This is a genomic window from Haloarcula salina, assembly GCF_010119195.1.
Taxonomy (GTDB): domain Archaea; phylum Halobacteriota; class Halobacteria; order Halobacteriales; family Haloarculaceae; genus Haloarcula; species Haloarcula salina.
In genome coordinates, this window is the sequence record NZ_WRXL01000003.1 from 559,097 (window position 1) to 581,079 (window position 21,983).

Consider the following 21,983-nt stretch of genomic DNA (forward strand, 5'->3'; position numbering starts at 1 on the left):
CGGATACTCCGCTGGGGAGTAAAAGAACCGCGGTCCGGCCGGACTGGGGCGGTCCCGGACGCCAGTCCCTCGCCCGGACGTCCCGTCTCGTCGGGTCGCCGCTGCGTCGGCCGCCTCAGGACAGTCGCGCCAGCTCCTCGTCGGTGAGGTTGATTTCGCTCGCGGCGACGTTCTGTTCGAGGTGCGCGAGGTCGCTGGTCCCCGGAATCGGCAGCGTCACGTCGGAGTGACCCAGGAGCCACGCCAGCGCGATCTGGTACGGCGTCGCGTCGTGGCGCTCGGCGATCTCGTCGATACCGTCCACGCCGCCGAGGTCGCCGGCCCCGAGCGGGAACCACGGGATGAAGCCGATGCCGTACTCCTCGCAGGCCTCGAGCACGTCCTCGTCGTCGCGGTGGGCGACGTTGTACTGGTTCTGCACCGTCGCCACGTCCACCACGTCCCGCGCCCGGTCCAGTTCCTCGACCGTGACGTTCGAGACGCCGACGTGGCGGACCAGCCCCTCGTCTTTCAGCTCCGCGAGCGCGTGGAGCGAGTCCTCGAAGGGCGTGTCGGGGTCCGGCCGGTGGAACTGGTAGAGGTCGATGGGGTCCATCCGCAGGCGGTCCCGCGAGCAGAGGTGGGCGTTCCGCAGGTAGTCCGGGTCGCCGTGGGCCAGCCAGTCGGCGTCCGTGTTGCGTAGCAGGCCGCCCTTCGTCGCGACGACGAGGTCCTCGCGTTCGGTGTCGAGCGTCTCGCCGATGAGGCGCTCCGAGACGCCGGGGCCGTAGGAGTCCGCGGTGTCGATGAAGTCGACGCCGAGGTCGACCGCCCGTTCGAGCACCTCGCGGGCGTTCGCCACGTCGTCTGGCTCGCCGATGATGTCCTCGCCGGTGAGGCGCATCGCGCCGAAGCCGAGTCGGTGGACCGTGAGGTCGCCGCCGATGTCGAACGTGTCGCTCTCGTTTGTGACCATGGTCCCACTGTCGTGGGCACGCCTGAAAACGGCGGTGCATGCCTCGGTAGCTTCCGGTACCGGTGCCTCTGTGCTGTGAGAGACTCCGGATCTGGGGGCTACTAGATCGCAGCGAATGTGCTCCCGATAATCTCGCGTAGATGTTAGAAAAACTAACATAGTAGGCGTATACTTTTTTGACAGATGAAGGACGAAGAGTAGAGTGTATGTCCGCAACTCCGCAAGTGACTGACTCGTCAGCGTTCGAGAACGGGTCGCTCGGCCTGCAGGTCGTCCTGTTCGTCGTGACCGGAACGCTCTACGGCCTGTACTGGCTGTACAAGACCGCCAAACAACTCGACGAAGGGACGGACCAGAACCTCTCTCCTATCCTGGCGGTTATCCCGATCGTCAACATCATCGGAATCTGGCAGATATCGAACGCGGCCGAGGCCGTCACAGACCAGAGCGGTGTGGTCCTGTTCGTGCTGTTCGTCGTCTTCGGTCCGATCTCGTGGTTCCTGATCCAGTCGGGCATCAACGATACCGCGGCGAACTGAGGCGGCCCGACGCCGTTTTTTTCACGCACGAAACGCCGCTACTGACGTCGCTCTCCCGTTCCGATCGCGGTGTTCGCCGCCGCTCACTCGTCGCCGTGGTGGAACAGCGCGAGGTGAACGAGGAGATAGCGCGACGCGAAAAAGACCGTGACGCTGGCGGCGAAGGCAAACAGCGAAACGTCGGCGACCGACACGCCGAAGCCGGAGTCGACGAACGGGTTCCGGCCCATCGCCGCGATGTACGACGCCACCGCCTCACCGCCGCCCAGGCCCACGGCGAACAGACAGAGCGAGAGCACGATCGCCAGGCCGCCGGTCCCGAGCCCGACGTACCGCGCGAAGTCCTCGGCGTTGAGCGCCGCGTGTGCTTGCCGTTCGGTCAGCGGCGCGAGCCGGACTCGGTAGAGAACGGCTGCGACGAGCAGCGCCGCGCCGAGCAGTTGCAACACGCCCCCGAATAGGCCGAGCAACAGCGCCTTCGGCGAGGCGGCGGCGGGGTCGGACGCGGGGAGGAACGCGGCGGCGCTGTCCGGATAGAGCCCGTACATCGGGAGCAACAGCGCCAGCGCGCCGAGGAGTGCGCTCTGGAGCGCGAGCGTTCGCGGGACGGACTGGCGGAGGTACGAGTGGCGTTCGTAGCGGACGCGATCGTAGGTCGACCCCGAGAGAAACGCCTGCGCGATCGCGTCGTCTGGCTGTGAATCGGTGGACATGTCGATACCGACCTGTTCACAGGCAGTTTGCCTAATCGGCAGTATAACCCTTTCGTCCGGTCCACTATTTGCGATAATGGGACGCTGGCAGTGGCTCCGTGCGCCGGGGGTAGATCTCGGTCGCGGTCCGCGTCACCGGGTGTGGATCGCCTCGCCCCGGGCGGCCGCGGCGGCCTCGTGGACGGCCTCCGAGAGCGTCGGGTGGGTGTGGATCGTCCCGACCACGTCTTCGAGGCGCGCGCCCATCTCGATGCCCAGCCCGAGTTCGGCGATCAGCTCCGAGGCCTCCGGGCCGACGACCTGCGCGCCCAGCAGGAACTCCTCGTCGGCGTCGGCGACGACGCGGACGAATCCCTCCCGCTCGTCGACCGTGAGCGCCCGACCGTTGGCCCGCAGCGGCATCTGCCCGACGACCGTCTCGAAGCCGGCGTCCTCGGCCTCGGCCTCGGTCATCCCGACCGTGCCGATCTCGGGGTCGGTGAACACCGCGGCGGGGATCGCCTGGTGGTCGAAGGCGGCCGGCTCGCCGGCGGCCACCTCGGCGGCGACGGTCCCCTCGGCCATCGCCTTGTGCGCGAGCATCGGTTCGCCCGCCACGTCGCCGACGGCGAAGACGCTCTCGACGGCCGTTCGGCACTGCTCGTCGGTGGGCAGGACGCCGTCGTCGTCGGGCTGGAGGTCGAGCGCGTCGAGGTTCAGCGTCTCCGTGACCGGTTCGCGACCGACGGCGACGAGGCACTGCTCGGCGTTGTACTCGGTGATCTCGTCGTCGGCGTCGGTCGTCTGGACGCGAATGCCCTCCGCCGTCTCCTCCCAGTCGTGGGCCGCCTCGCCGAAGCTGAAGTCGATGCCCAGGTCCGTCGCCCGCTCGCGGACGACGGCCGCCACGTCGTCCTCGTAGCCCGGTAGCACGTCGTCAAGCATCTCGACGACGGTGACCTCGGCCCCGAGCTTCGCGAACGCCGTCGACAGCTCCATCCCGATGTAGCCCGCGCCGACGACGACCAGTTTCTCGGGGACGGAGTCGAGCGCCAGCGCGTCTTTCGAGGAGAGGATCCGCTCACCGTCGAACGCGAAGCCCGGGACCTCCATCGGCCGGCTCCCCGTCGCGACGACGGCGTGCTCGAAGGCGATGGACTCCGAGCCCTGGCCCTCGCCGCCGTGGGCGACCCTGACGGTCTCGCCGTCGACGAACTCGGCGGTCCCCTCGACCAGTTCGACGCCGGCGCTCTCACACAGCGACTCGACGCCCCGCGTCAGACGCGTGACGACGCCGTCCTTCCACTCGGTGAGGCCGGCCATGTCGACGGCCGGATCGGCGAACACGCCCATCTCTTCGCCCCGTCTGGCGTCGTGGGCCACGTCGGCGGCCGAGATGACCGCCTTCGACGGGATGCAGCCGTGGTTCAGACACGTCCCCCCGTAGGCGTCCCGCTCGACGAGCGTCACGTCGAGGCCAAGCTGTGCGCCGCGGATGGCGGCGACGTAGCCGCCCGGTCCGCCGCCGATGACGAGCAGTTCGGTTCCAGTGGTAACGTCTCCGACGACCATAGCGGCTCCTCGGCCGGCCCGGTGAAAAGGTATCGCCCTTCGCGGGATCCCGCCCGCCCGGCTCAGTCGCCGTCGGCGGTCGGCAGTTCGAGGACGATCCGCGTCCCGCGGGGCTCGCGGTCTTCGACGCGGACCGACCCGCCGTACTGCGCCACCATCGTCTCGACGAAGTGCAGGCCGAACCCGCTCGCGCTGACCGGCGCCGTCTGCCAGCCGTCGCGGCCGAACACCCTGTCTCGGATCGCCGGGTCGATGCCGGGACCGTCGTCCTCGATGCGGACGACCGTCGTCTCGCCCTCGACTGCCACCGAGACCCACGCGCTGGGATCGCCGGCGTCGTTGTGCTCGACGGCGTTGACGAGGACGTTGTACACGACCTCTTCGAGCAGTTCGTCGGCGAGGACGGGGGCCGTCGCGGGGGCGTCGAGGGTGACGGCGGCGGCCGGATAGTCGAGTTCGAGCCGCGCCACGCAGTCGCCGACGACCGCGGCGAGGTCGTGTGGCTCGACCTCCGGCGACTCGTCCGCGATCTGTCGGAGGACGCGCCGGACGCGCTGGACCGTGTCGACGATCTCGACCCCGCGGCCGTCGATCTGCTCGACCAGCGCCCGCCGCTCGTCGTCCTCGTCAAGCGCGTCGAGGAGGCGCTCCGTCGCGCCGAGGACGACCGTCATCCCGTTGAGCACCTCGTGTCGGAGCAGATTGTTGAAGAAGGCGATCTGGGACTGTCGCGTCTGGAGCTCCGCCTCTTTCCGTCGCAGTTCGGTCACGTCCGCGATGGCCGCCACCGCGCGGACGACCTCGCCGTCGCCGTTCGTCATCGGGACCATGTTGGTCGAGAGCCACACCGTCTCCCCGTCGGACTGCTCGATGACGTGCTCGTGGCCGTACACCGGTTCGCCGGTCGCCACGACGCGGCCGAACGGCAGGTCGTCGACGTCGAGCAGCTCCGTCCGGTCGTCGAAGACCTGCCACTCCGCCCCGTCGGCCGAGCGGCCGAGGATTTCGACGGTCTCCAGGCCGAGCACCTCCTTGGCGTAGCCGTTGGCGCGGAGGACGGTCCCGTCGCGGTCGAAGACGGCGATCGCGACCGGACTCGACTCCAGGACGGACTCGATGAACGCGAGCTGTTCGCCGAGGCGCTCCTGGATGTGTTTCTTGCCGGTGATGTCCTTGACCATCCCGACGATGACGGGCTGGCCGTCCCGCCGTTCGCTCAGTATCAGCGTCAGGAGCCCCCAGATCGTCTGTCCGCCGACGGTCTCGAGCTCCAGTTCGCGGCTCACTTTCCCGTGCTCCCGGATCGCTTCGAGGACCGTCTCGCGTTCCTCCGGGTTCGCGTACACGTCGACCACCTCGGTACCCACGAGGTCCTCGGCGCTCTCTGTCCCGAACAGTCTCGCCAGCGCCGGGTTCGCTTCGAGCACGACGCCGCCCTCGACCGGTTCTGTCACGAACACCCCGACAGGGGCGTGCTCGAAGAACTCGGCCATCTTCTCCACCTCGTCTCTGAGTTCCAGCGTGTTAGTGGCGTAGGCGATGTCGCGGCCGATGTCGCTCAGCAGTTCCAGCTCCGACGCGTCGAATGCGTCGATCCGGTCGGCGTAGACGAACAGGGCTCCGTAGGACTCGCCGCCGTAGGTCAGCGGCACGGCGGCGACCGACCGGAAGCCGCGTTCCAGCGCGGCCTCCCGCCACGGCTCGAACGAGGGTGCGTGCTCGATGTCCTGACAGACCTGGATCTCGCCGGTGCGTATCGCCCGCCCCGCGGGGCCGCGGCCGTGGTCGGTCGCCGCCGCGGCCGTCACGTCGACCACGTCGAGGTAGCCCTGCTCGTCGCCGCCCCCGGCGCGCGGCTCGATGGCGTCTGTCTCCGGGTCGTGACAGCCGATCCAGGCGAAGCGGTACGGCTCAGACTCGGTGAGGATGTCACAGACGCGCGTCTCCAGCGTTTGCCGGTCGCGGGCCCACAGCAGCGCCCGATTGATCTTCCGGCTGACCGCGGCGATATGCTCGTACCGCGTCGCTTGCCGCTCGGTCGATCGGTGGTCGAGGACCGCCTCGATCCGGTCGACGAGCAGGTCGTAGCCGGCGTCGCCGACCCGCGGGACGAACCCGGTCGCGTCGTCCGCCAGCGCATCCCGAACCAGCGCCTCGTCGTCGGCCGGGGCGAAGAGGAGAACGGGGAGCGAGGGGTCGGCCGCTCGGACCGCCCGCAGGAGCGAGAGTCCGTCGCCCTCGCGGAGGGACTGCTCGGTGACGACGCAGTCGACGGTCCCCGACTCGACGGCGGCCAGCCCGTCCCGCTGTCCGGCGGCGACCTCGACAGTGAGGTCGCTCCGGTCGCCCAGTCGCCGTCGGACGGCGGCCGCGCCGTCACCCGCCCCGACGTACAGGACGACCGCCGGTAATTCCATGGCTAGCCATCGACCGCTGGAGCGTATAACGCTGTGGGCGGCATTTCACTTCCCGACAACAGTCGTCCGGGGGCAAATCATGTCACGGTGGTGGCCGTACCACCGATATGGCAGACGAAGTCACCGATCGGGAGGAGCTCCCGGCGACGCCCACGCGGTTCGCGGAGGAACAGCCGGCGGTCTGGGAGGCGTACAGCGACCTCGGGAAGGCCTGTGCCGAAGCGGGCCCGCTGGACGAGGAGACGAAGCGGCTCGTGAAGCTCGCGCTGGCCGTCGGCGCGCAGTCCGAAGGGGCGGTCCACTCGCACGTCCGGCGCGGCCTGGACGAGGGGCTCGACGCCGCGGCACTCCAGCACGTCGCCACGCTGGCCGTGCCGACGCTCGGCTTCCCGAAGGCGATGGCGGCGAGAAGCTGGATCGGCGACGTGACCGACGCCGAGTGAGGCCGCCTACTCCAGCAACAGGCGGGTCGGGTCCGCGAGGTACTCGGTCAGCGTGTTGACGAAGCGCGCGGCGTCGGCCCCGTCGATGACCCGGTGGTCGATGGCGAGCGACAGCGGGAGCGTGGGTTTCGCACGCACGCCTCCGTCTTCGGCGACCGGTCGCTCCTCCAGGGAGCCGATGCCGAGGATCGCCGTCTCGGGGACGTTGATGATCGGGTCCGCGTACTCGCCGCCGATGGCCCCGAAGTTCGTCACCGTGAACGTCCCCCCTTGCATCTCCGCGAGTTCGATGTCGCGGCTGCGCGCCCGCTCGACGAGGTCGTTCACTTCGCGTGCGATCTCCAGAATCCCCTTCTCGTCCACGTCGTCGACGACCGGGACGACCAGCCCGTGGTCGGTCGCCGTCGCGACGCCGACGTTGTAGCTCTCGCGGTAGACGATCTCCTCGGCCTCGGTGTCGAGCGCCGTGTTGAGGATCGGGTGCCGGTCGAGCGCCGCGGCGACGCACTTCAGCACGAGCGGCGTGTAGGTCAGGCGGACGCCGCGCTCCTCGGCCAGCGGTTCGAGGCGCTCGCGTGCCGCGACCAGTCCCGAGACCTCGGCCACGTCGTGGTGGGTGGCGTGGGGAACCTCGCGGCGCGAGCGCGCCATCTGCTCGCCGATGCGCCGGCGGATGCCGCGGTAGGGCTCGCGGCGGTCGCCGTCGCTCGCCTCGACGCCGGTGTCGGCCGCCGCCGCGCCGCCTTCGCCGGCGCTGACCGCCTCGGCGTCCGCCGCCTGCGCGGCCCGCTGGGCCTCCGCGTAGGCCCGGACCGCCGCCTCGTCGACGTACGGCTCGCCGTCGCGCTGCTCGTCGGTCGGAATGGCGTCGATGTCAACGCCGAGGTCGCGGGCCGCCTTCCTGGTGGCCGGCGTCGCCAGCGTCTGCTCGCGGCGCTCGGCCTGCACCTCGCCGACCTTGCGGACGGCCGATTTCACGGGCGTCCCGTCGTCCTCGTCGTCGCCCGTCTCGCCGTCGTCAACGCGCGAGACGACCGACGTGGGACCGTCGTCGCTCGAGTCACTCTCGTCGCCCGACTCACTCTTGTCGTCCGACTGCGCCGCCGCGTCGATGTCGCCCTCGGTGACGCGGCCGCCGGGGCCGCTCCCCCGGACGGCCGTGATGTCGACGCCCCGCTCGCGGGCGAGGCGGCGGACGCTCGGCGACGCGAACACGCGGCCGCCGCGGGCCGACGCGCTCTCGACCTCGCTGTCGGCCGCACCGCCGGCGCTGGCGTCCGTCGCTTGGTCTGCGCCGCCGCTCGCTCCGGCATCCGCTGTCGCGTCGCCCGTCGCCTCGGCGTCGCCGTCCTCGTCGATCGTGATCAGCACCTCGCCGGTCTGAACCACGTCGCCGACCTCCGCGTGCAGGTCCCGGACGACGCCGTCGACCGGCGACGGCACGTCGACGGCGGCCTTGTCGGTCTCCACTTCGGCCAGCACCTGGTCCTCGGTCACGGTATCGCCGGGCGCGACGTGCCAGGCGAGCACCTCCCCCTCGGCGACCCCTTCGCCGAGGTCCGGGAGCTTGAACTCGAACATGGCTCAGAACTCGACTGCCTCTCTGATACCGTCTTTGATGCGGGCGGGTTCGGGGAGGTAGTAGTCCTCCAGGGCGTACAGCGGGTAGGGCACGTCGAAGCCCGTGACGCGCGTGATCGGCGCTTCCTGGTACAGCAGCACCTCCTCCTGGATGGTGGCGATGATCTCGCCGGCCAGCCCGCCGGTCTTGGGGGCCTCGTGGACGACGGCCGCCCGTCCGGTCTTCTTGAACGACTCCACGATGGCGTCGGTGTCCATCGGCGAGAGCGTCCGCAGGTCGACCACCTCGGCGTCGATCCCCTCCTCGGCCAGTTCCTCGGCCGCTTCGAGCGTCGGCCGGGTCATCGCGCCCCAGGTGAACACCGACACGTCCGACCCCTCGCGGCGGGTCTTTGCCTCGCCGAGGTCGACCGTGTAGGACTCGTCGGGCACGTCCTCGCGGAACGACCGGTAGATGAGCTTCGGTTCGAGGAAGACGACGGGGTCGGGGTCGCGGATGGCCGCGGTGAGCAGCCCCTTCGTGTCCCGCGGGGTCGAGGGGACGACCACCTTCAGGCCGGGCTCGTGGACGTAGAACGCCTCTTTGGACTCGGAGTGGTGCTCCGGGGCGCGGATGCCGCCGCCGTAGGGCGCGCGGAGCGTCAGCGGGCAGTGGTACCGGCCCCGGCTCCGGGTCCGCAGGCGGGCGGCGTGACTGACGATCTGGTCGAAGGCGGGGTACATGAACCCCGAGAACTGGATCTCGGGGACCGGCCGCAGCCCGTAGGCCGCCATGCCGATGGCGGTCCCGACGATGCCCGACTCCGCCAGCGGCGTGTCGACGACGCGGTCGCCGCCGAACTCCTCGTGGAGGCCCTGAGTCGCCCGGAAGACGCCGCCGTTCTTCCCCACGTCCTCGCCCATCACGATCACGTCCTCGTCGCGCTCCATCTCGCCGTAGAGCCCGTCGCGGACGGCCTGTACCAGCGTGAGACTCTGCGTGCTCGCCTCCGTACTCATTCCAGTAGCACCTCGTCGCCGTGTCGCTCGCGCAGTTCCTCTAAGTACTGCAACTGCTGTTCGAGCCGTCGCGGCATCTCCGCGTACACGTCCGCGAACATCTCCTCGGGCGTCGGCCGCTCGGTCGACTCGGCGGCGTCGATGGCGTCTGCCACTTCCGTCTTGACCGACTCGTCGATGGCCGCGACCCGCTCGTCGTCGAGGAGGCCGCGGTCCCGCAGGAACGCCTCCATCCGCGGGATGGGGTCCTTGCGCTTCCAGCGCTCGACCTCCGAGTCCTCGCGGTACACAGAGGGGTCGTCGGCGGTGGTGTGTGCGCCGAAGCGGTACTGCACCGCCTCGATCATCGTCGGGCGGCGCTGGCCCTCCGGCGGGTCCCGGGCCTTCTCGATCGCCTCGCGGGTCACCTGATACACCGCCAGCGGGTCCATGCCGTCGACCTGGATGCCGTCGAAGCCGTAGGCGTTGGCCTTCTGTGCGAGGGTCTCGCTGGCGGTCTGGCGCTCACGGGGCACGGAGATGGCCCACTGGTTGTTGTTACAGAAGAACACCGCCGGCACGTCGAACACGCCCGCGAAGTTCAGCCCCTCATGGAAGTCTCCCTCCGAGGTCGCGCCGTCGCCGAAGTACACGAGACACGCCGTGTCGTCGCCCCGGAGCTTCGCGGCCCACGCCGCCCCGGTCGCGTGCGGGATCTGCGTCGCGATGGGGACCGCGAGCGAGAACACCCGCACGTCCTCGGACGGCGCGTTGCCGGTCTCGTTGCCCATCCAGTACAGCAGGTCGTCCGAGAGGTCCCACCCCTTCACGTGGAGGGCGACGTGCTCGCGGTAGCTCGGGAACAGCCAGTCGTCCGCGTCGAGCGCGAGGGCGCTGCCGACCTGGGAGGCCTCCTGGCCCGACATCGGCGGGTAGGTCCCCATCCGGCCCTGCCGCTGGAGGCTCACCGCCCGCTGATCGAAGTGGCGGCCCAGCTTGAGGTAGCGGTAGATCTCGACCAGTTCGTCGTCCGAGAGATCGGGCACCGACGCCCCGTCGACCACCGTCCCGTCCTCGTCGAGCACCTGTACCCTGTCCGCGGGGTCGCGCTGGAGGACGCTCACCGGAACCGCCTCCCTAGTGACATACGTCAACTGTTCACTCGCGCGACGCTTAGTGCTTTCGCGGCGGCGAGCCCGCGGGCCCACGAAGGTATTCCGTGACGGACCACGGGACGCGACGGTGGATGTTCATCGATGGAAAACAGCGATTCACACTCTGATGGGCGTACGACACGGACGACTGGCGACGGCATGCTTTCCGCGTCGCGGCGAGATCTCCTCCGTGCCACGGGGCTGGCTGCGCTGGCTGCCGGGGTCGGCGGCGACGACGCCGGCGCGACACCTCCGCCTCACCGGCCGTCTCAGTCCGCGAGCGTCTCCAGCGCGACCGGGTCCAGTCCCGCGTCACCGGCCGCGTCGCGGAGTACCGGAACGCGCTCGCGGAGTTCCGCCGGCGCGTGGCTGTCGGTGCCGAGGACGAACTCGACGCCCGCCTCGCGGAACACGTCGAGGACCGCCGGGTCGGGGTGGACGCGGCCCAGCGACCGGTGGACGCGGCCCGCGTTGAGTTCGGGGACCGTCCGCGAGTCCGCGAGTGCGGCGGCGACGCGCTCGTAGTCCTCGCGGTTGGTGTACCGACGGAGCGCGTCCATCCGCTCGGGGAGGTCGAGGTGGCCGAGCACGTCGAACAGCTCCGACTCGACGAGCGAGACGACGGCGTCGTAGTACCGCTCGACGGCCGCGCGCCGGTCCGCGCCGTCGAGGGCGGCGTACTGGCTGGCGCTGGTGTAGTCGTACGGTCCCGCGAAGTGGACGCTGCCGATGGTGTAGGCGAACTCCGCGCGGTCGAGGAACGCCGCGAGGCGCGCCTCGTCGCCCTCGACGTAGCTCACCTCCGCGGCGTCGTACAGCCGCAGGGCGGTCTCTGTCCGCGCCTCGTCGATGACCGCCCGTCGGTCGGCGTACGTCTCGACGAGGTCGTAGCGCTCGCGCCGCCCGAACGGGTCCTCGGTCACGATGCAGTGGTCCGTGAGCCCGAGGCCGTCGAGCCCGGCGGCCTCGGCGGCCGCGACCATCTGGCTGAGCGCCGACCCGTCCGAGAAGGTCGTGTGGGCGTGGCCGTCGGCGTCCATCGCTCACTCGCCGCCGTCGCTCACGTCGACCAGCCGCTGGTCGACGAGCTTCGGGACGACCTCGCGGCTGTCGAACGCGAGGGTGTACTCGTAGAGGTCGGTCCGCTTGACCTGCGGCTTGCGCTCGTACTTCGGCCCCTTCCCGAACGTGACCATCTCGCGGAAGACCGCGCGCTGCGCCTCCGTCGGCGGGCGTTCGTGGAGGTGGCGCGCGATGTACAGCGCCCCAGCGAGGTCCTCGGGGGAGGGCTTGCCGTTCGACCCCGCGCCGACGAAGTACGTCCGGCGGTCGCTGTCTCTGAGGTGATCGGCCAGGGCCTTGCCGTTGGTCAGCCCGCCGACGTACACGTCGACGTCGTCGCCGCCCGCGAGCCTGAGGTCGGTGACCGCGTTGCCGCCGTTGGTCGAGGTCATCGCCGTCGGTCGGCCGGCCACGTCCACGTCCTGTACGAAGCTCGGTGAGTTGAAGAAGTCGTAGCCCTCCTCGCCCTCGTAGTTCGGCCCGGAACTGCCGCCGATCTTCGCGCGCGGATGCTCGGCCTTGAACTCGGGTTCGTTCCCACGCTCCTCGGTGATGAAGATGTACTCGGCCCCGTTGGCGAACAGTTCGGGAACCGTCGTCGAGAACTGGGCCACGTCGACGACGACGTAGTTCCCCGGGTCGGGGTCGTCGGGGAGCTGTGCCCGCGCCGGGATCATCGTCTCCAGCAGTTCCGCTTCGAGGTCGTCTTCGCCGTCGGAAATCAGGCGCATATCCGGGAGTTCCCTCCACCACAGTTAGTTCGAACTAAGATCTCTATACCGGGCTGCATACGGCTATATAGCGGTCTGGAGTCGGCAGACTGCCGGGCGGTCTCGGGAGCGCCGGACGCTGGCGGCCGCCACCCTCACAGCGCGACGGCGATGACCGCCACGACGGCCAGCGACCCGGCGAAGAACCCGACGTCGCGGGGCCGGACCCGCATGTCGGCTAGCTGTAGCTCCTTGCTCGCCTCGTCGTGCAGGGAGTGAGAGAACCCCCGCGTCTCCATCGCCTCGACGGTGACGCGGCTGCGCTTCGCGACGTTGAAGATCATCGGGTAGAACGCCCGCATCGACGTCTTCAGCAGGTAGGCGTAGTGTCGCCACCGGAAGCGGCCCGGCGACGACGGCGCGGCGCTCCGGAGGCGATAGGCGTTGACGAGGTCGTGGTACTCCTCGAACAGCACCGGCAGCATCCGGTAGCCGTACGTGATGAGGAACGTGAACTGCCGGGGGATGCCGAGGCTCCGGAGGCCGCGTGCGAGCGTCTTCGGGCCCATGCTGGAGAAGACGGCCAGGCTCGACACCGAGATGATCGTCAGCTTCAGCGTGAACGGGATCAGCGCCCGGATCGCGGCCAGCGGGTCGCCGGTGAAGGCGGTCACGACGGCGTACGACGCCAGCGTCGAGGCGACGGTGAACGCCATCAGCGCGACCAGAAAGAGGCTCACCCGGGAGGCGTACGCGAGCAGCGAGACGAACGCCAGCAGGGCCAGCAGGACGTCCACGTCGTAGAACAGCCACGGGACGAACAGGAAGACGACGTACCACAGCAACAGCACGCGTGGGTCGAGGCGGTGCAGGAACGACCCCTCGTTCTCGTAGGCCGTCTTCAGCAGGTCGTTCTTGATGGCGTCGACCGAGGTCGCGTCCCGGAGCCCGTCGAGGGAGGTCATCGCTCGGCCTCCGCGGGCGGTGCGCTCTCGGCGGTCCCGAGCCGGCTCACGAGGTCTGTGACGGTCAGCGGGGCGGGCGAGAGCCCGAGGCGCTCGCTCAGTCGGACGACCTGCGGCGGGCGCAGGCTCGCCCGCTCCAGCGTCTCGGCGTCCGAGAAGACCGTCTCCGGCGGCCCGTCGGCGATGACCCGGCCCTCGTCGAGGACGACGACGCGGGTCGCCCACGACGCCGCCAGCTCGAGGTCGTGGGTCGCCACGACGACCGTCTCGACGCGCTGGCCCGCCCGGTCGATGGTCCGCCCGACCTCCTCACGGCTCGCCAGGTCGAGGCTCCCCGTCGGCTCGTCGAGCAGGACGATGGAGGGGTCCGTCGCCAGCCCGATGGCCAGCGAGGCGCGGCGCTGCTGGCCGACGCTCAGCAGGCGGCCGTCGCGGTGCTGGAGCGCGTCGAGGTCCAGGAACTCGATCACGTCGTCGACTCGCTGTTCCACGTCCGGATACCCCCGGTCGCGGAGGTAATGGGCCACGTCGGCGCGCACCTCGTCCTCGATGAACATCTCCTCGGGGTTCTGGTGGACGTACACCACGTCGTCGGCGAGCGTCTCCGGGAGCGCCGATCCGGCGTCGACGCCGTCGACGGTCACCTCGCCCGCGTCGGCGCTCTCGATGCCGGTGACGAGGCGCAGCAGCGTCGATTTGCCCGCGCCGTTGCTCCCGACGAGGACGACCCGCTCGTCCGGGTAGAGGTCGAGCGAGAGGCCGTCGAGCGCCTGTCGCGTCCCCTCGCGGAGCGTCTCGTAGCTGTGGGACACGTCCGTGAGAGAGATGACCGGCTCCCGCCCGGCGTCGGCGGCCGGGGACGGTTCGACCGCGCCGTCGGTTCGCACGCTCTCCGCGGGCGCTCGGTCCGCGAACCGCGCCGCGCCGTCGGCGACGGTCACGGGGAGGTCGTCGCCGTCACACACCTGCTCGGCGACGCGGGTCACCTGCGGCGGGTGGACGTCCTGCGCCCGGAGGTCGTCGAGCCTGTTCAGCGCGTCTTCGACCGGGAGCTTCCACTCGACCGCCCCGTCGGCGACCAGCACGACGCTCTCGCAGTACTCCGCGATGAACTCGGTGTGGTGTTCGATGGTGACCACCGTCTTCCCGTGGTCGGCGTTGAGGTCGGTGAGGTGCTCGTAGGTCGACCGGGCGTTGACGGGGTCCAGCTGGGCCGCCGGCTCGTCGACGACGAGTATCTCGGGATCGAGCGACAGCGCCGCCGCGAGAGCGACGAGGTGCTTTTGCCCGCCCGACAGCTCCCAGATGAACCGGTCTTCGAGCCCGTCGAGGTCCAGCAGGTCGAGCGTGCGATGGACGCGCTCGCGGTAGTCCTCCAGGCCGTAGTTCAGCGGCGCGAACGCGACCTCCTCGAACACGGTGGGGTTGACCAGCTGATTGTCGAACTCCTGGAACACGTAGCCGACGTGCTGTGAGAGTTCGGCGACCGAACTACTCGCGATGTCCAGACCGGCGACCGTGACGCGCCCGTCGAACGTCCCCTCGTAGAAGTGGGGAATGATACCGTTGAACGACTTACAGAGCGTCGTCTTGCCCGAGCCGTTGCCGCCGACGACGGCGACGAACTCGCCCGGTTCGATCGTCACGTCGGCCCCGTCGAGGACGTTCTCATCGGTTCCGGGGTACCGAAACGACAGGTCGTCGACGACGATGGCCGCGTCGTGTGTCTCGTCCATGCTATTCAGACGCCCGTCGGGTCGCTCGATACCAGACGACGGCGGCGACGACGGCCGCGACCGCGATGGGAACCGCGATGAACGTCTGGCCGTAGGTCTCGAGGAAGGCGGGCTCCCAGACGACGTTCACCGCGCCGCCGACCTCGCTGGCCGCTTCGGCGACGAACGCCAGCGGGACGGCCACCAGCATCGCGAGGAATGCCTTCGCGGAGAACCCGCGCCACATCGAGGCCCCGCGCTCGCCCTCGTAGGGCTCCATCCCGAGCAGCGGTTCGACCTTGCCGTGGAGCTTCGGGTAGAGGTACAGCGCCGGGACGACGCCGAAGACGATGCCCGTGATGACCATCTGCGTGACGAGGTCGACGGCCTCCAGGACGAGGATGCTCTCGGGGAGCCCGGGGACGGCCTCCAGTTCCTCGACCCCGACGTACACCTTGCCGATGTCGATGAACATCGCGAAGAACTCCTCTAGCCCCTCCGCGAGGAACACGACGATCGCGAGCTGTGTCGTGTTCTCCGGGTCCTGCAGGAGCTTCGCGGCGAAGTAGTAACAGATCGGGATCAGGAGGAGCCCTTCCATGGCCCCGAGCCCGTCGAACTCGCCCAGCAGGATCTCGCCGAACACGATCTCACCGACCGGGACGGCCAGCGCCGCCCAGTATGTCCGAAAGAGGAGGACCAGCACGATGGGGATGAAGACGAACTCGCCGACGCCGAGTTCGAGCGGCCCCAGCGTGAACTCAGGGAGTATCTCCGTCACGGCGTTTTGCAACCCCGTGAGGGACATGACGAGAATGAACACCATCATGTCCTGTTTGTCGAACGTGAACCAGCTCTCCGACGCGGTCGACGTTGCGCTCATGCTTTCAGCACAACGAACATCTGGTTCCCTATTTGAGCGCTTATAATAGTTCTCTAACAGATATTGTCCGACAACAGCGCTGTGTACGGCTATATAGCGATCTGTTCGGGCGGGCGCGCTGCACTCGCCGTCTGGCCTACCACCGACCGCCAGCACGTCGTGACGTCCCGCTCTCTCACCGATTCCCGCCGGTTCGAAGTCGCTCGCGGGCCTCGACGGGGTCGTCGCCGTCGCGGAGGACCGCCTCGACGAACAGTTCGCCCGCCCGGTACGACGAGCGGACCATCGGCCCGGACGCGCAGTACAGGAAGTCGAACTCCTCCTCGGCGACCCGCCGCCAGGTGTCGAAGGCGTCTGGGTGGACGAACTCGGACACTTCGAGGTGCGAGCGGGAGGGCTGGAGGTACTGGCCGAACGTCACCACGTCGACGCCGGCCTGCCGGAGGTCCGACAGGGTCTGGTACACCTCGTGGGCGTACTCGCCGACCCCCAGCATCAGGCTGGTCTTCGTGTACACGTCGCTCTCGCGGTCGGCCTGGCTCAGGACGGACAGCGTCTGCTCGTAGCCCGCCCGGCGGTCCCGGACCGGCCACTGGAGGCGGTCGACGGTCTCGACGTTGTGCGCGAACACGTCCGGGCCCGCGTCTAGAATCTCGCGGACGAGGTCCGGCTCGCCCCGGAAATCGGGGACGAGACACTCCACGAGAATCGAGGAATCGCGTTCCTTGATCGCCCGGATGGTCTCGGCGAAGTGGCCCGCGCCCTGGTCGGGCAGGTCGTCGCGGTCGACGCTCGTGAGGACGACGTAGTCGAGGCCGATCTCGGCGACGGCCTCGGCCACCTGCCGCGGCTCATCCGGGTCCAGCGGCTCCATCCCGCCAGTCTCCACGTCACAGAAGTTACACCCGCGCGAGCAGCGGTCGCCCATGAGCATGAACGTGGCCGTGCCGTGACCGCCGTCGCCTGCGCCCGGCGCGCTCGCGCTCCCCGACCAGCACTCCCCGAGGTTCGGGCAGTTGGCCTCCTCGCAGACGGTGTTGAGGTCGCGCTCGCGGAGGATCCGCTTGATCTCGGTGAACCGCTCGCCCGACGGCGGCCGTGACTTCAGCCAGTCGGGCTTGCGCGAACGACTCATTACCCGCTCGTTGGTGGCGTCTCGCAAAAGGGATTGTGTTCGGGCGGCCCGAGTCGCATGGCTGCACCGCGTACCGGGCGCTGTCGATGGCGCGGTCCCTGCGGAGAACCGACCGTCGCTCGCCGTCGCGACCGTCGCCCGTCGTCACTCGATCTGCGTGATTTCCTGTGACTCGCACTCCGGACACTTCGACCAGTACGAGTCGGGGTCCGCGGCCGAGCGGAACTCGTGGCCGCAGTCCTCGCACTCGTACAGGGGCTTTTCCTCCGCGATTCCCACCTTCTCCTTGACGGTTTCGAGCACAGACATCGGTTCCACCCGTCTCTTGTCGAGGGAGAGTGTTATAACGCCGGCCAGCGCTTCAGGCGCTGAAATCCCCGATATGGGACGATCAAGCTTGTCCGGCCCCGTCGCGTCGAAATCTACCCGTTCGATCGGCCCAGCAGGACCAACTGGCGTCACGCGCGGCAGTTTCAATCCGTGAAGCCCCGTGACGGAACGCCGGACTGCGAGCGTCTTCGCCGGGCGAATCACGCCTCGTCGGCGTCCTGCGTAGCCCCGCCGGCGCCTGGCTCGTCGTCGCCCTCGCTCTCCGCTTCGGCGTCGCTCTCGCCGCCCTCGCGGACCGCGGTACTCTCGTCGACCAGTTCCCGGCGCAGCTGGATGTCCACCTCGAAGACGCCGCCGTCGAGTTCGAAGCACACCCGCTCCAGGGCCGTCTCGTACACCTTGTAGTGGTTGCCGTCGGCGTCGACGCGGGTCTCCTCGCGCAGCAGGTCGTACTCCTGACAGACGTTGACGCGGCGATACACCGTCGGCTCGGAGGCGTCGAGGCGGTCGGCGAGCGCCTGTACCGAGACGGGGTCGACGTTGGCGGCCGCGAGGATGCGCCGGACCTCCTCGCTGCCGAGGACCTCGAACACCGTCTCCGGGTCCCACTCCTTGCTCACACCTCTCATCCCGGGGCCAGACAGTTAAGGGTACCCGAGCGGGGAACCGGATGCCCCGTCGCACTTTCACTCCGCCATAGAAACGCCTTTGCCGTCGCGGACCCGCCTCTGTGACGTGCCATCCCGAGCCGACAGCGAGCCGACCGTGGCGGTCGCGGAGGTCCTTCCGGAGTTCGCCGACGCCTTTCCCTTCGAGCGGTTCAACGCGATGCAGTCCGAGGCCCTGCCGGCCCTGCTGAACCGCGAGGACAACGTCGTCGTCAGCGCGCCGACGGCCAGCGGCAAGACCGCGCTGGCGGAACTGGCGATCTGCAAGACGCTCGCCGCGGACGGGACCGCCCTCTTTCTCGCCCCGCTCCGCGCGCTCACCAACGAGAAGGAGAGCGAGTGGGAGCGCTTCGAGGACCTCGGCTACTCGGTGTACGTCGTCACCGGCGAGCGCGACCTGAACCCCCGGCGCGCAGAGCGGGCCGACATCCTCGTGATGACGCCCGAGAAGGCCGACTCGGCCACGCGAAAGCACGAGACGCGGCGCTACTCGTTCATCACGGACGTGGACTGCTGCGTCATCGACGAGGTCCACCTGCTGGACTCGGACCGCCGCGGCGCGGTGCTGGAAGTCACCGTCTCGCGCCTGCGCCGGCTGTGTGACCCGCGCGTGGTCGCGCTCTCGGCGACGATGCCGAACATCGGCGACGTGGCCGACTGGCTGGACGCCCCCGACGAGACGACGTTCGCCTTCGGCGAGGACTACCGGCCCGTGCCGCTGAACGCCGACGTGAAGACCTACTCGCACGGCGAGAACGCCTTCGCCGACAAGTACCGCCGCCTCTACCGGGCGCTCGACCTCGCCGAGCCCCACATCCGCGACGAGGGCCAGGCGCTCGTGTTCGTCTCCTCCCGCCAGGACACCGTCCAGGCCGCGAAGAAGGCCCGCGACGAGATCACCGAGCGCGACGTGCCGATGGGGGCCCGCGGCGACTACGACTTCCACAACGATGCGGCCGACCTCTCGAACGACACGCTCCGGCAGTCCGTGCTCGACGGCGTCGGCTTCCACCACGCCGGCCTCGCCCGCGAGGACAAGAACCGGGTCGAGGAGTGGTTCAAGCAGGGGAAGATTCAGCTGCTCTTCTCCACGTCGACGCTGGCGTGGGGCGTGAACCTCCCCGCCCGCTGCGTCGTCATCCGCGACACCAAGCTCCACGACCCGCTGGAGGGCGAGGTCGACATGAGCCCGCTCGACGTGCTCCAGATGCTCGGCCGCGCGGGCCGGCCCGGCTACGACGACATGGGCTACGCCTGGGTCGTCTGCGACCGCTCGGACGCCGACAAGTACCGCCGGCTGCTCCGGGACGGCAAGGAGATCGAGTCCCGGCTGGCGGCCGAACTCGACGCCCACCTCAACGCCGAGATCGCGCTGGGGACCATCGGCGACGTGGACGACGTGATGGACTGGCTCGCGACGACGTTCTACTACGCCCGCTCGCAGTCCGCGCCCGACGCCTACGACGCCGGTAGCGACCTGCGACAGCGGGTCAGCGACACCCTCTCGGCGCTCGTCTCCGAGGGGTTCGTCGAGCAGGACGGCCTCGCCGTCGAGCCGACGCGGCTGGGCCAGCTGGCCTCGAAGTTCTACCTCCGGCTGTCGACCGCGCGCCGCTTCGCCGACCTCGCCGAGCGCTGCGAGCGGGCGGCCGACCCCGACACCGGGGTCACCGTCGACGAGGAGGACCTGCTGACCGCGGTGGCCGGCGCGACCGAGTTCGACAGCGTCAGCGCCCGCTCCGACGAGGAGGACGCGGTCCACGCGGTGCTCGGCGGTTCGGCCGCCGACAGCCTCGACGCCGGCCAGCGGAAGGTGCTCGCCATCCTGCGGTCGGGGATGACCGGGACGACGCCCACCGAACTCAAGAGCGACGCGTGGGTCATCCGCCAGAACGCGCTCCGCCTGCTCGCCGCGCTCCGGGAATTCCTCGACACGCTCGGGCCGGCCCGCTACGCGAACCTCGCCTGCCGGGTGGAGGCCCGCGTCGAACACGGCATCAGCGCCGACGCGGTCGGGCTGACCGCCATCGACGGCGTGGGGAGCGGCCGCGCGGGCAAGCTCGCCGCCGCGGGCCTGTCCTCGCCCGCCGACGTGGTCGAGGCCGGCCCCGACGCGCTCGTCCGCGCCGGGCTCTCGGAGGGCGTCGCCGAGCAGGTGGTCTCCAACGCCCGGGGCCTGCCGGTCGTGCGCGTCGACTGGGGCGCGTTCCCCGACAGCATCGCCCCCGGCGAGAACGAGATGCGGGAGGTCGCGGTCACCAACGACGGCGGCGGCGCTCGCGCGGGCCTGCGTGTGACGGTCAACGGCCGCGAGATGACCGCCAAGCCGTCGTACCTCGGCGAGGCCGCGCTTCCGGTCGCCGTCTTCGGCGCGGACGCGGACGAACTCACGTTCGCCGTCGAAATCGCGTTCCCGGCGCTACCGCTCCCGCCGATCACCGAGACGCGGACCGTGACGGTCCGGTGAGGCTCCCGACTGAAGCGAACTCGAAACGCGCTCAGAACGGCCGATAAAATTTATCAAAGCTTCTCGAAGCGTCTCGAGGTCGCGTTACTGACTCCCTGAAGTGCGGTGAAATCCGCTGAAGGGTGCGGAAAGCGAGCGAACTCACGGCAAGCGTCTGCCGTTTATATTGTGGGACAGGTCCATACGAAGAAGTGAGGAAGCTCACAATGTCCAGTGCATCGCCCTTCCGCTCCCCGACGGAAGCCGCCCCACGCAACGTCGACCTCCAGTCCCTCGCGGTCCGTCCCCTGCGATTCGTCGCGTTCTGGCTCGCGATACTCGCGCCGCTGGCGTATCCCCCGCTACTGCTGGGCGGACTGGACAGTCAGACCTTCCTCGTCTTCGTGGGTGTCGTCGCCCTCAACGTCTTCGGCCTGCTGGCGGGCCGAGGCTACGGCGACCGGGCCTGACCCGGCCGGTCGCTCTCTATTCTGGCAGTCCTCGCGTGCCACCGAGCAGTAGTTCCCCGAGGTCCGCGCTTCCCGACGCGACGTGGTCGACCATCGAGAGGTCCGTCTCGTCGCCGTCGCCGCGGAAGCCGATCGTCGTCATGCCGGCGGCGACGGCCGCACGCGCGCCCATCGTGGAGTCCTCGACGGCCCAGCACGCTTCTGGAGCGAGGCCCAGTTCCGCCGCGCCCCGTTCGTAGATGTCCGGCTCGGGCTTGCCGGGGCCGTCGACGTCCTCGGCGCTGACCGCCGCGTCGAACTGCGAGAGGATGTCGAAGCGCTCGTCGACCACGTCGATCCAGGCCCAGGGGGCCGACGTGGTGAGCGCCAGCGCGACGCCGGCCGCCCGGAGGTCCGAGAGCAGGTCGTGTGCGCCGTCGAGCAGCGTCGCGTGCTCGCCGTAGATGCGCTCGCCGTGTTTCTCGAACAGCGCCTCGAACTCGTCTCGCCCGACGGCCATGTCGTACTCGGCGGCGAGGTCGGGGTACACCTCGGTGTAGTCGCGGCCGGTGATCGCCGCGACGGGGATGTCGTCGTTCGGCGCGGCCGTCGGGAGGATCTCGTCGCGCTGGGCGCTGACCCAGTGGTCTTCGGACTGGACGAGGACGCCGTCCATGTCGAAACAGACGCCGGCGGGGCTGTCGCTCATTGCCCCTCCTTCGAGCGCCGACGGCTTTGGCTGTTGCGACTCCGGGCACTCCAGTCCCGTCGCGCTCGGAGCGATTGATCGCCCAGTGAGTTCGGCGTGCGCCGAGAACATCGCTAAGCCAGCGGCCGGCCTACAATCATCCGTAGTGAGCAACGACTTCAGCGACATCACGGGGCTTCCCGACGACATCGGCGTCGGTGACGACCTCGCTCGGGCACAGCAGCGCGTCTCGATCCGCGTCGAGTCTCGGCGGTACGACAAGCCGGTGACCGTCGTCTCGGGGTTCGAGGACGCGTCGACGGACCTCGAGGCGCTCGCCTCGACACTCAAGCGCCGTCTCGCGGTCGGCGGCACCGTCGCCGACGGCCGCATCGAACTGCAAGGCGACCACGGGCCGCGGCTCCGCGCGGCGCTCGAAGACGAAGGGTTCGCCGTCGACGGCTGACCCCTGACAGCGGGCCGCGGCTCCGTGCGGCGCGTCGGCTCCCCACCTCGTTTCGCATCCGACTGAAAAACCGCGCCGAGTACTGCTGAAACGCGGCGTCGCGTGTTGCTTGGCTTCTCTCGTCCCCGCCGGAGA

21 protein-coding genes and 1 pseudogene are annotated in these 21,983 nt (G+C 69.5%); 6 read left to right on the plus strand and 16 right to left on the minus strand.

All coding sequences use genetic code 11. From position 1 onward, the window contains the following. Positions 1-115: 115 nt before the first annotated feature. Positions 116-955 (minus strand): aldo/keto reductase, encoded by an 840-nt coding sequence (locus tag GM656_RS11250; protein WP_162413754.1) that lies wholly within the window; start codon positions 953-955, stop codon positions 116-118. A gap of 206 nt (positions 956-1,161) precedes the next feature. Here GM656_RS11250 and GM656_RS11255 point away from each other — a divergent pair, with 206 nt between their 5' ends. Further along, positions 1,162-1,494 (plus strand): DUF4234 domain-containing protein, encoded by a 333-nt coding sequence (locus tag GM656_RS11255; RefSeq protein WP_241692752.1) that lies wholly within the window; start codon positions 1,162-1,164, stop codon positions 1,492-1,494. Positions 1,495-1,577: 83 nt separating this feature from the next. Here GM656_RS11255 and GM656_RS11260 read toward each other — a convergent pair whose 3' ends face one another. The 3 genes from GM656_RS11260 to GM656_RS11270 form a co-directional block, all read right to left on the minus strand. Beyond that, positions 1,578-2,207 (minus strand): hypothetical protein, encoded by a 630-nt coding sequence (locus GM656_RS11260; RefSeq protein WP_162413755.1) that lies wholly within the window; start codon positions 2,205-2,207, stop codon positions 1,578-1,580. Between the two features lie 132 nt (positions 2,208-2,339). Further along, positions 2,340-3,758 carry a dihydrolipoyl dehydrogenase gene (gene lpdA, locus GM656_RS11265; protein WP_162413756.1) on the minus strand — a complete coding sequence of 473 codons (1,419 nt, stop codon included), beginning with the start codon at positions 3,756-3,758 and terminating at the stop codon, positions 2,340-2,342. Between the two features lie 62 nt (positions 3,759-3,820). Further along, complete coding sequence (locus tag GM656_RS11270; protein WP_162413757.1) at positions 3,821-6,175, minus strand: PAS domain S-box protein; 2,355 nt, start codon at positions 6,173-6,175, stop codon at positions 3,821-3,823. Between the two features lie 107 nt (positions 6,176-6,282). Between GM656_RS11270 and GM656_RS11275 the strand changes: the two genes are divergently transcribed. Next, positions 6,283-6,618, plus strand: coding sequence for a carboxymuconolactone decarboxylase family protein (locus tag GM656_RS11275; protein ID WP_162413758.1), 336 nt, complete (start codon positions 6,283-6,285; stop codon positions 6,616-6,618). Positions 6,619-6,624: 6 nt separating this feature from the next. On the opposite strand, the gene GM656_RS11280 is transcribed toward GM656_RS11275, so the two are convergent. From GM656_RS11280 to pdhA, 3 genes are read right to left on the minus strand one after another with little or no spacing between them, the layout of a single operon-like run. Further along, the gene (locus GM656_RS11280) at positions 6,625-8,199 is read right to left on the minus strand and encodes a dihydrolipoamide acetyltransferase family protein (protein ID WP_162413759.1); all 1,575 of its coding nucleotides are present in this window, start codon (positions 8,197-8,199) and stop codon (positions 6,625-6,627) included. A 3-nt stretch (positions 8,200-8,202) separates the two neighbouring features. After that, positions 8,203-9,198, minus strand: coding sequence for an alpha-ketoacid dehydrogenase subunit beta (locus GM656_RS11285; RefSeq protein WP_162413760.1), 996 nt, complete (start codon positions 9,196-9,198; stop codon positions 8,203-8,205). Next, on the minus strand, positions 9,195-10,301 hold the full coding sequence (gene pdhA, locus GM656_RS11290; protein WP_162413761.1) for a pyruvate dehydrogenase (acetyl-transferring) E1 component subunit alpha: 1,107 nt from the start codon (positions 10,299-10,301) through the stop codon (positions 9,195-9,197). The genes GM656_RS11285 and pdhA overlap by 4 nt, the downstream gene beginning before the upstream one ends. Positions 10,302-10,490: 189 nt before the next feature. Between pdhA and GM656_RS19620 the strand changes: the two are divergent. After that, positions 10,491-10,574 (plus strand): annotated as a pseudogene (locus GM656_RS19620) (twin-arginine translocation signal domain-containing protein); the annotation flags it as partial. Between the two features lie 26 nt (positions 10,575-10,600). Here the strand turns inward: GM656_RS19620 and GM656_RS11300 are convergent. The 8 genes from GM656_RS11300 to GM656_RS11335 all read right to left on the minus strand — a co-directional run bounded on the left by GM656_RS11300 (position 10,601) and on the right by GM656_RS11335 (position 17,751). After that, complete coding sequence (locus GM656_RS11300) at positions 10,601-11,371, minus strand: PHP domain-containing protein (protein ID WP_162413762.1); 771 nt, start codon at positions 11,369-11,371, stop codon at positions 10,601-10,603. 3 nt (positions 11,372-11,374) lie between these two features. Next, the gene (locus GM656_RS11305) at positions 11,375-12,124 is read right to left on the minus strand and encodes a 2-phosphosulfolactate phosphatase (RefSeq protein ID WP_162413763.1); all 750 of its coding nucleotides are present in this window, start codon (positions 12,122-12,124) and stop codon (positions 11,375-11,377) included. Between the two features lie 134 nt (positions 12,125-12,258). Continuing rightward, positions 12,259-13,068, minus strand: coding sequence for an energy-coupling factor transporter transmembrane component T family protein (locus GM656_RS11310; RefSeq protein WP_162413764.1), 810 nt, complete (start codon positions 13,066-13,068; stop codon positions 12,259-12,261). Then, a complete protein-coding gene (locus tag GM656_RS11315) occupies positions 13,065-14,804 on the minus strand; it encodes an ABC transporter ATP-binding protein (RefSeq protein ID WP_162413765.1) in 1,740 nt (579 codons plus the stop codon). The genes GM656_RS11310 and GM656_RS11315 overlap by 4 nt, the downstream gene beginning before the upstream one ends. 1 nt (position 14,805) lies before the next feature. After that, on the minus strand, positions 14,806-15,666 hold the full coding sequence (locus GM656_RS11320) for a hypothetical protein (RefSeq protein ID WP_162413766.1): 861 nt from the start codon (positions 15,664-15,666) through the stop codon (positions 14,806-14,808). Positions 15,667-15,841: 175 nt separating this feature from the next. Beyond that, on the minus strand, positions 15,842-16,828 hold the full coding sequence (gene lipA / locus GM656_RS11325; protein WP_277815053.1) for a lipoyl synthase: 987 nt from the start codon (positions 16,826-16,828) through the stop codon (positions 15,842-15,844). A 117-nt stretch (positions 16,829-16,945) separates the two neighbouring features. Next, positions 16,946-17,110, minus strand: a complete 165-nt coding sequence (locus GM656_RS11330) for an FmdB family zinc ribbon protein (RefSeq protein WP_162413768.1) — start codon at positions 17,108-17,110, stop codon at positions 16,946-16,948. 221 nt (positions 17,111-17,331) lie between these two features. After that, entirely contained in the window at positions 17,332-17,751 is a 420-nt protein-coding gene (locus GM656_RS11335) for a winged helix-turn-helix domain-containing protein (protein WP_162413769.1), read from the minus strand. Positions 17,752-17,896: 145 nt separating this feature from the next. On the opposite strand from GM656_RS11335, the gene GM656_RS11340 reads away from it, so the two are divergent. Next, positions 17,897-20,266 carry a DEAD/DEAH box helicase gene (locus GM656_RS11340; RefSeq protein ID WP_162413807.1) on the plus strand — a complete coding sequence of 790 codons (2,370 nt, stop codon included), beginning with the start codon at positions 17,897-17,899 and terminating at the stop codon, positions 20,264-20,266. 206 nt (positions 20,267-20,472) lie between these two features. Further along, the gene (locus GM656_RS11345) at positions 20,473-20,715 is read left to right on the plus strand and encodes a hypothetical protein (RefSeq protein ID WP_162413770.1); all 243 of its coding nucleotides are present in this window, start codon (positions 20,473-20,475) and stop codon (positions 20,713-20,715) included. 16 nt (positions 20,716-20,731) lie between these two features. Here GM656_RS11345 and GM656_RS11350 read toward each other — a convergent pair whose 3' ends face one another. Continuing rightward, entirely contained in the window at positions 20,732-21,403 is a 672-nt protein-coding gene (locus tag GM656_RS11350) for an HAD family hydrolase (RefSeq protein WP_162413771.1), read from the minus strand. Positions 21,404-21,548: 145 nt separating this feature from the next. Here GM656_RS11350 and yciH point away from each other — a divergent pair, with 145 nt between their 5' ends. Next, positions 21,549-21,848 carry a stress response translation initiation inhibitor YciH gene (gene yciH / locus GM656_RS19340; protein ID WP_241692753.1) on the plus strand — a complete coding sequence of 100 codons (300 nt, stop codon included), beginning with the start codon at positions 21,549-21,551 and terminating at the stop codon, positions 21,846-21,848. Positions 21,849-21,983 lie beyond the last annotated feature (135 nt).

Bases quoted from the DNA above. Each gene is read 5' to 3' on its own strand.
- GM656_RS11260 (WP_162413755.1), bottom strand. From the start codon at position 2,207: ATGTCCACCGATTCACAGCCAGACGACGCGATCGCGCAGGCGTTTCTC.
- GM656_RS11350 (WP_162413771.1), bottom strand. From the start codon at position 21,403: ATGAGCGACAGCCCCGCCGGCGTCTGTTTCGACATGGACGGCGTCCTC.
- GM656_RS11320 (WP_162413766.1), bottom strand. From the start codon at position 15,666: ATGAGCGCAACGTCGACCGCGTCGGAGAGCTGGTTCACGTTCGACAAA.
- GM656_RS11270 (WP_162413757.1), bottom strand. From the start codon at position 6,175: ATGGAATTACCGGCGGTCGTCCTGTACGTCGGGGCGGGTGACGGCGCG.
- GM656_RS11305 (WP_162413763.1), bottom strand. From the start codon at position 12,124: ATGCGCCTGATTTCCGACGGCGAAGACGACCTCGAAGCGGAACTGCTG.
- lpdA (WP_162413756.1), bottom strand. From the start codon at position 3,758: ATGGTCGTCGGAGACGTTACCACTGGAACCGAACTGCTCGTCATCGGC.
- GM656_RS11300 (WP_162413762.1), bottom strand. From the start codon at position 11,371: ATGGACGCCGACGGCCACGCCCACACGACCTTCTCGGACGGGTCGGCG.
- GM656_RS11345 (WP_162413770.1), top strand. From the start codon at position 20,473: ATGTCCAGTGCATCGCCCTTCCGCTCCCCGACGGAAGCCGCCCCACGC.
- GM656_RS11310 (WP_162413764.1), bottom strand. From the start codon at position 13,068: ATGACCTCCCTCGACGGGCTCCGGGACGCGACCTCGGTCGACGCCATC.
- GM656_RS11255 (WP_241692752.1), top strand. From the start codon at position 1,162: ATGTCCGCAACTCCGCAAGTGACTGACTCGTCAGCGTTCGAGAACGGG.
- GM656_RS11315 (WP_162413765.1), bottom strand. From the start codon at position 14,804: ATGGACGAGACACACGACGCGGCCATCGTCGTCGACGACCTGTCGTTT.
- GM656_RS11275 (WP_162413758.1), top strand. From the start codon at position 6,283: ATGGCAGACGAAGTCACCGATCGGGAGGAGCTCCCGGCGACGCCCACG.
- GM656_RS11330 (WP_162413768.1), bottom strand. From the start codon at position 17,110: ATGTCTGTGCTCGAAACCGTCAAGGAGAAGGTGGGAATCGCGGAGGAA.
- GM656_RS11280 (WP_162413759.1), bottom strand. From the start codon at position 8,199: ATGTTCGAGTTCAAGCTCCCGGACCTCGGCGAAGGGGTCGCCGAGGGG.
- GM656_RS11250 (WP_162413754.1), bottom strand. From the start codon at position 955: ATGGTCACAAACGAGAGCGACACGTTCGACATCGGCGGCGACCTCACG.
- GM656_RS11285 (WP_162413760.1), bottom strand. From the start codon at position 9,198: ATGAGTACGGAGGCGAGCACGCAGAGTCTCACGCTGGTACAGGCCGTC.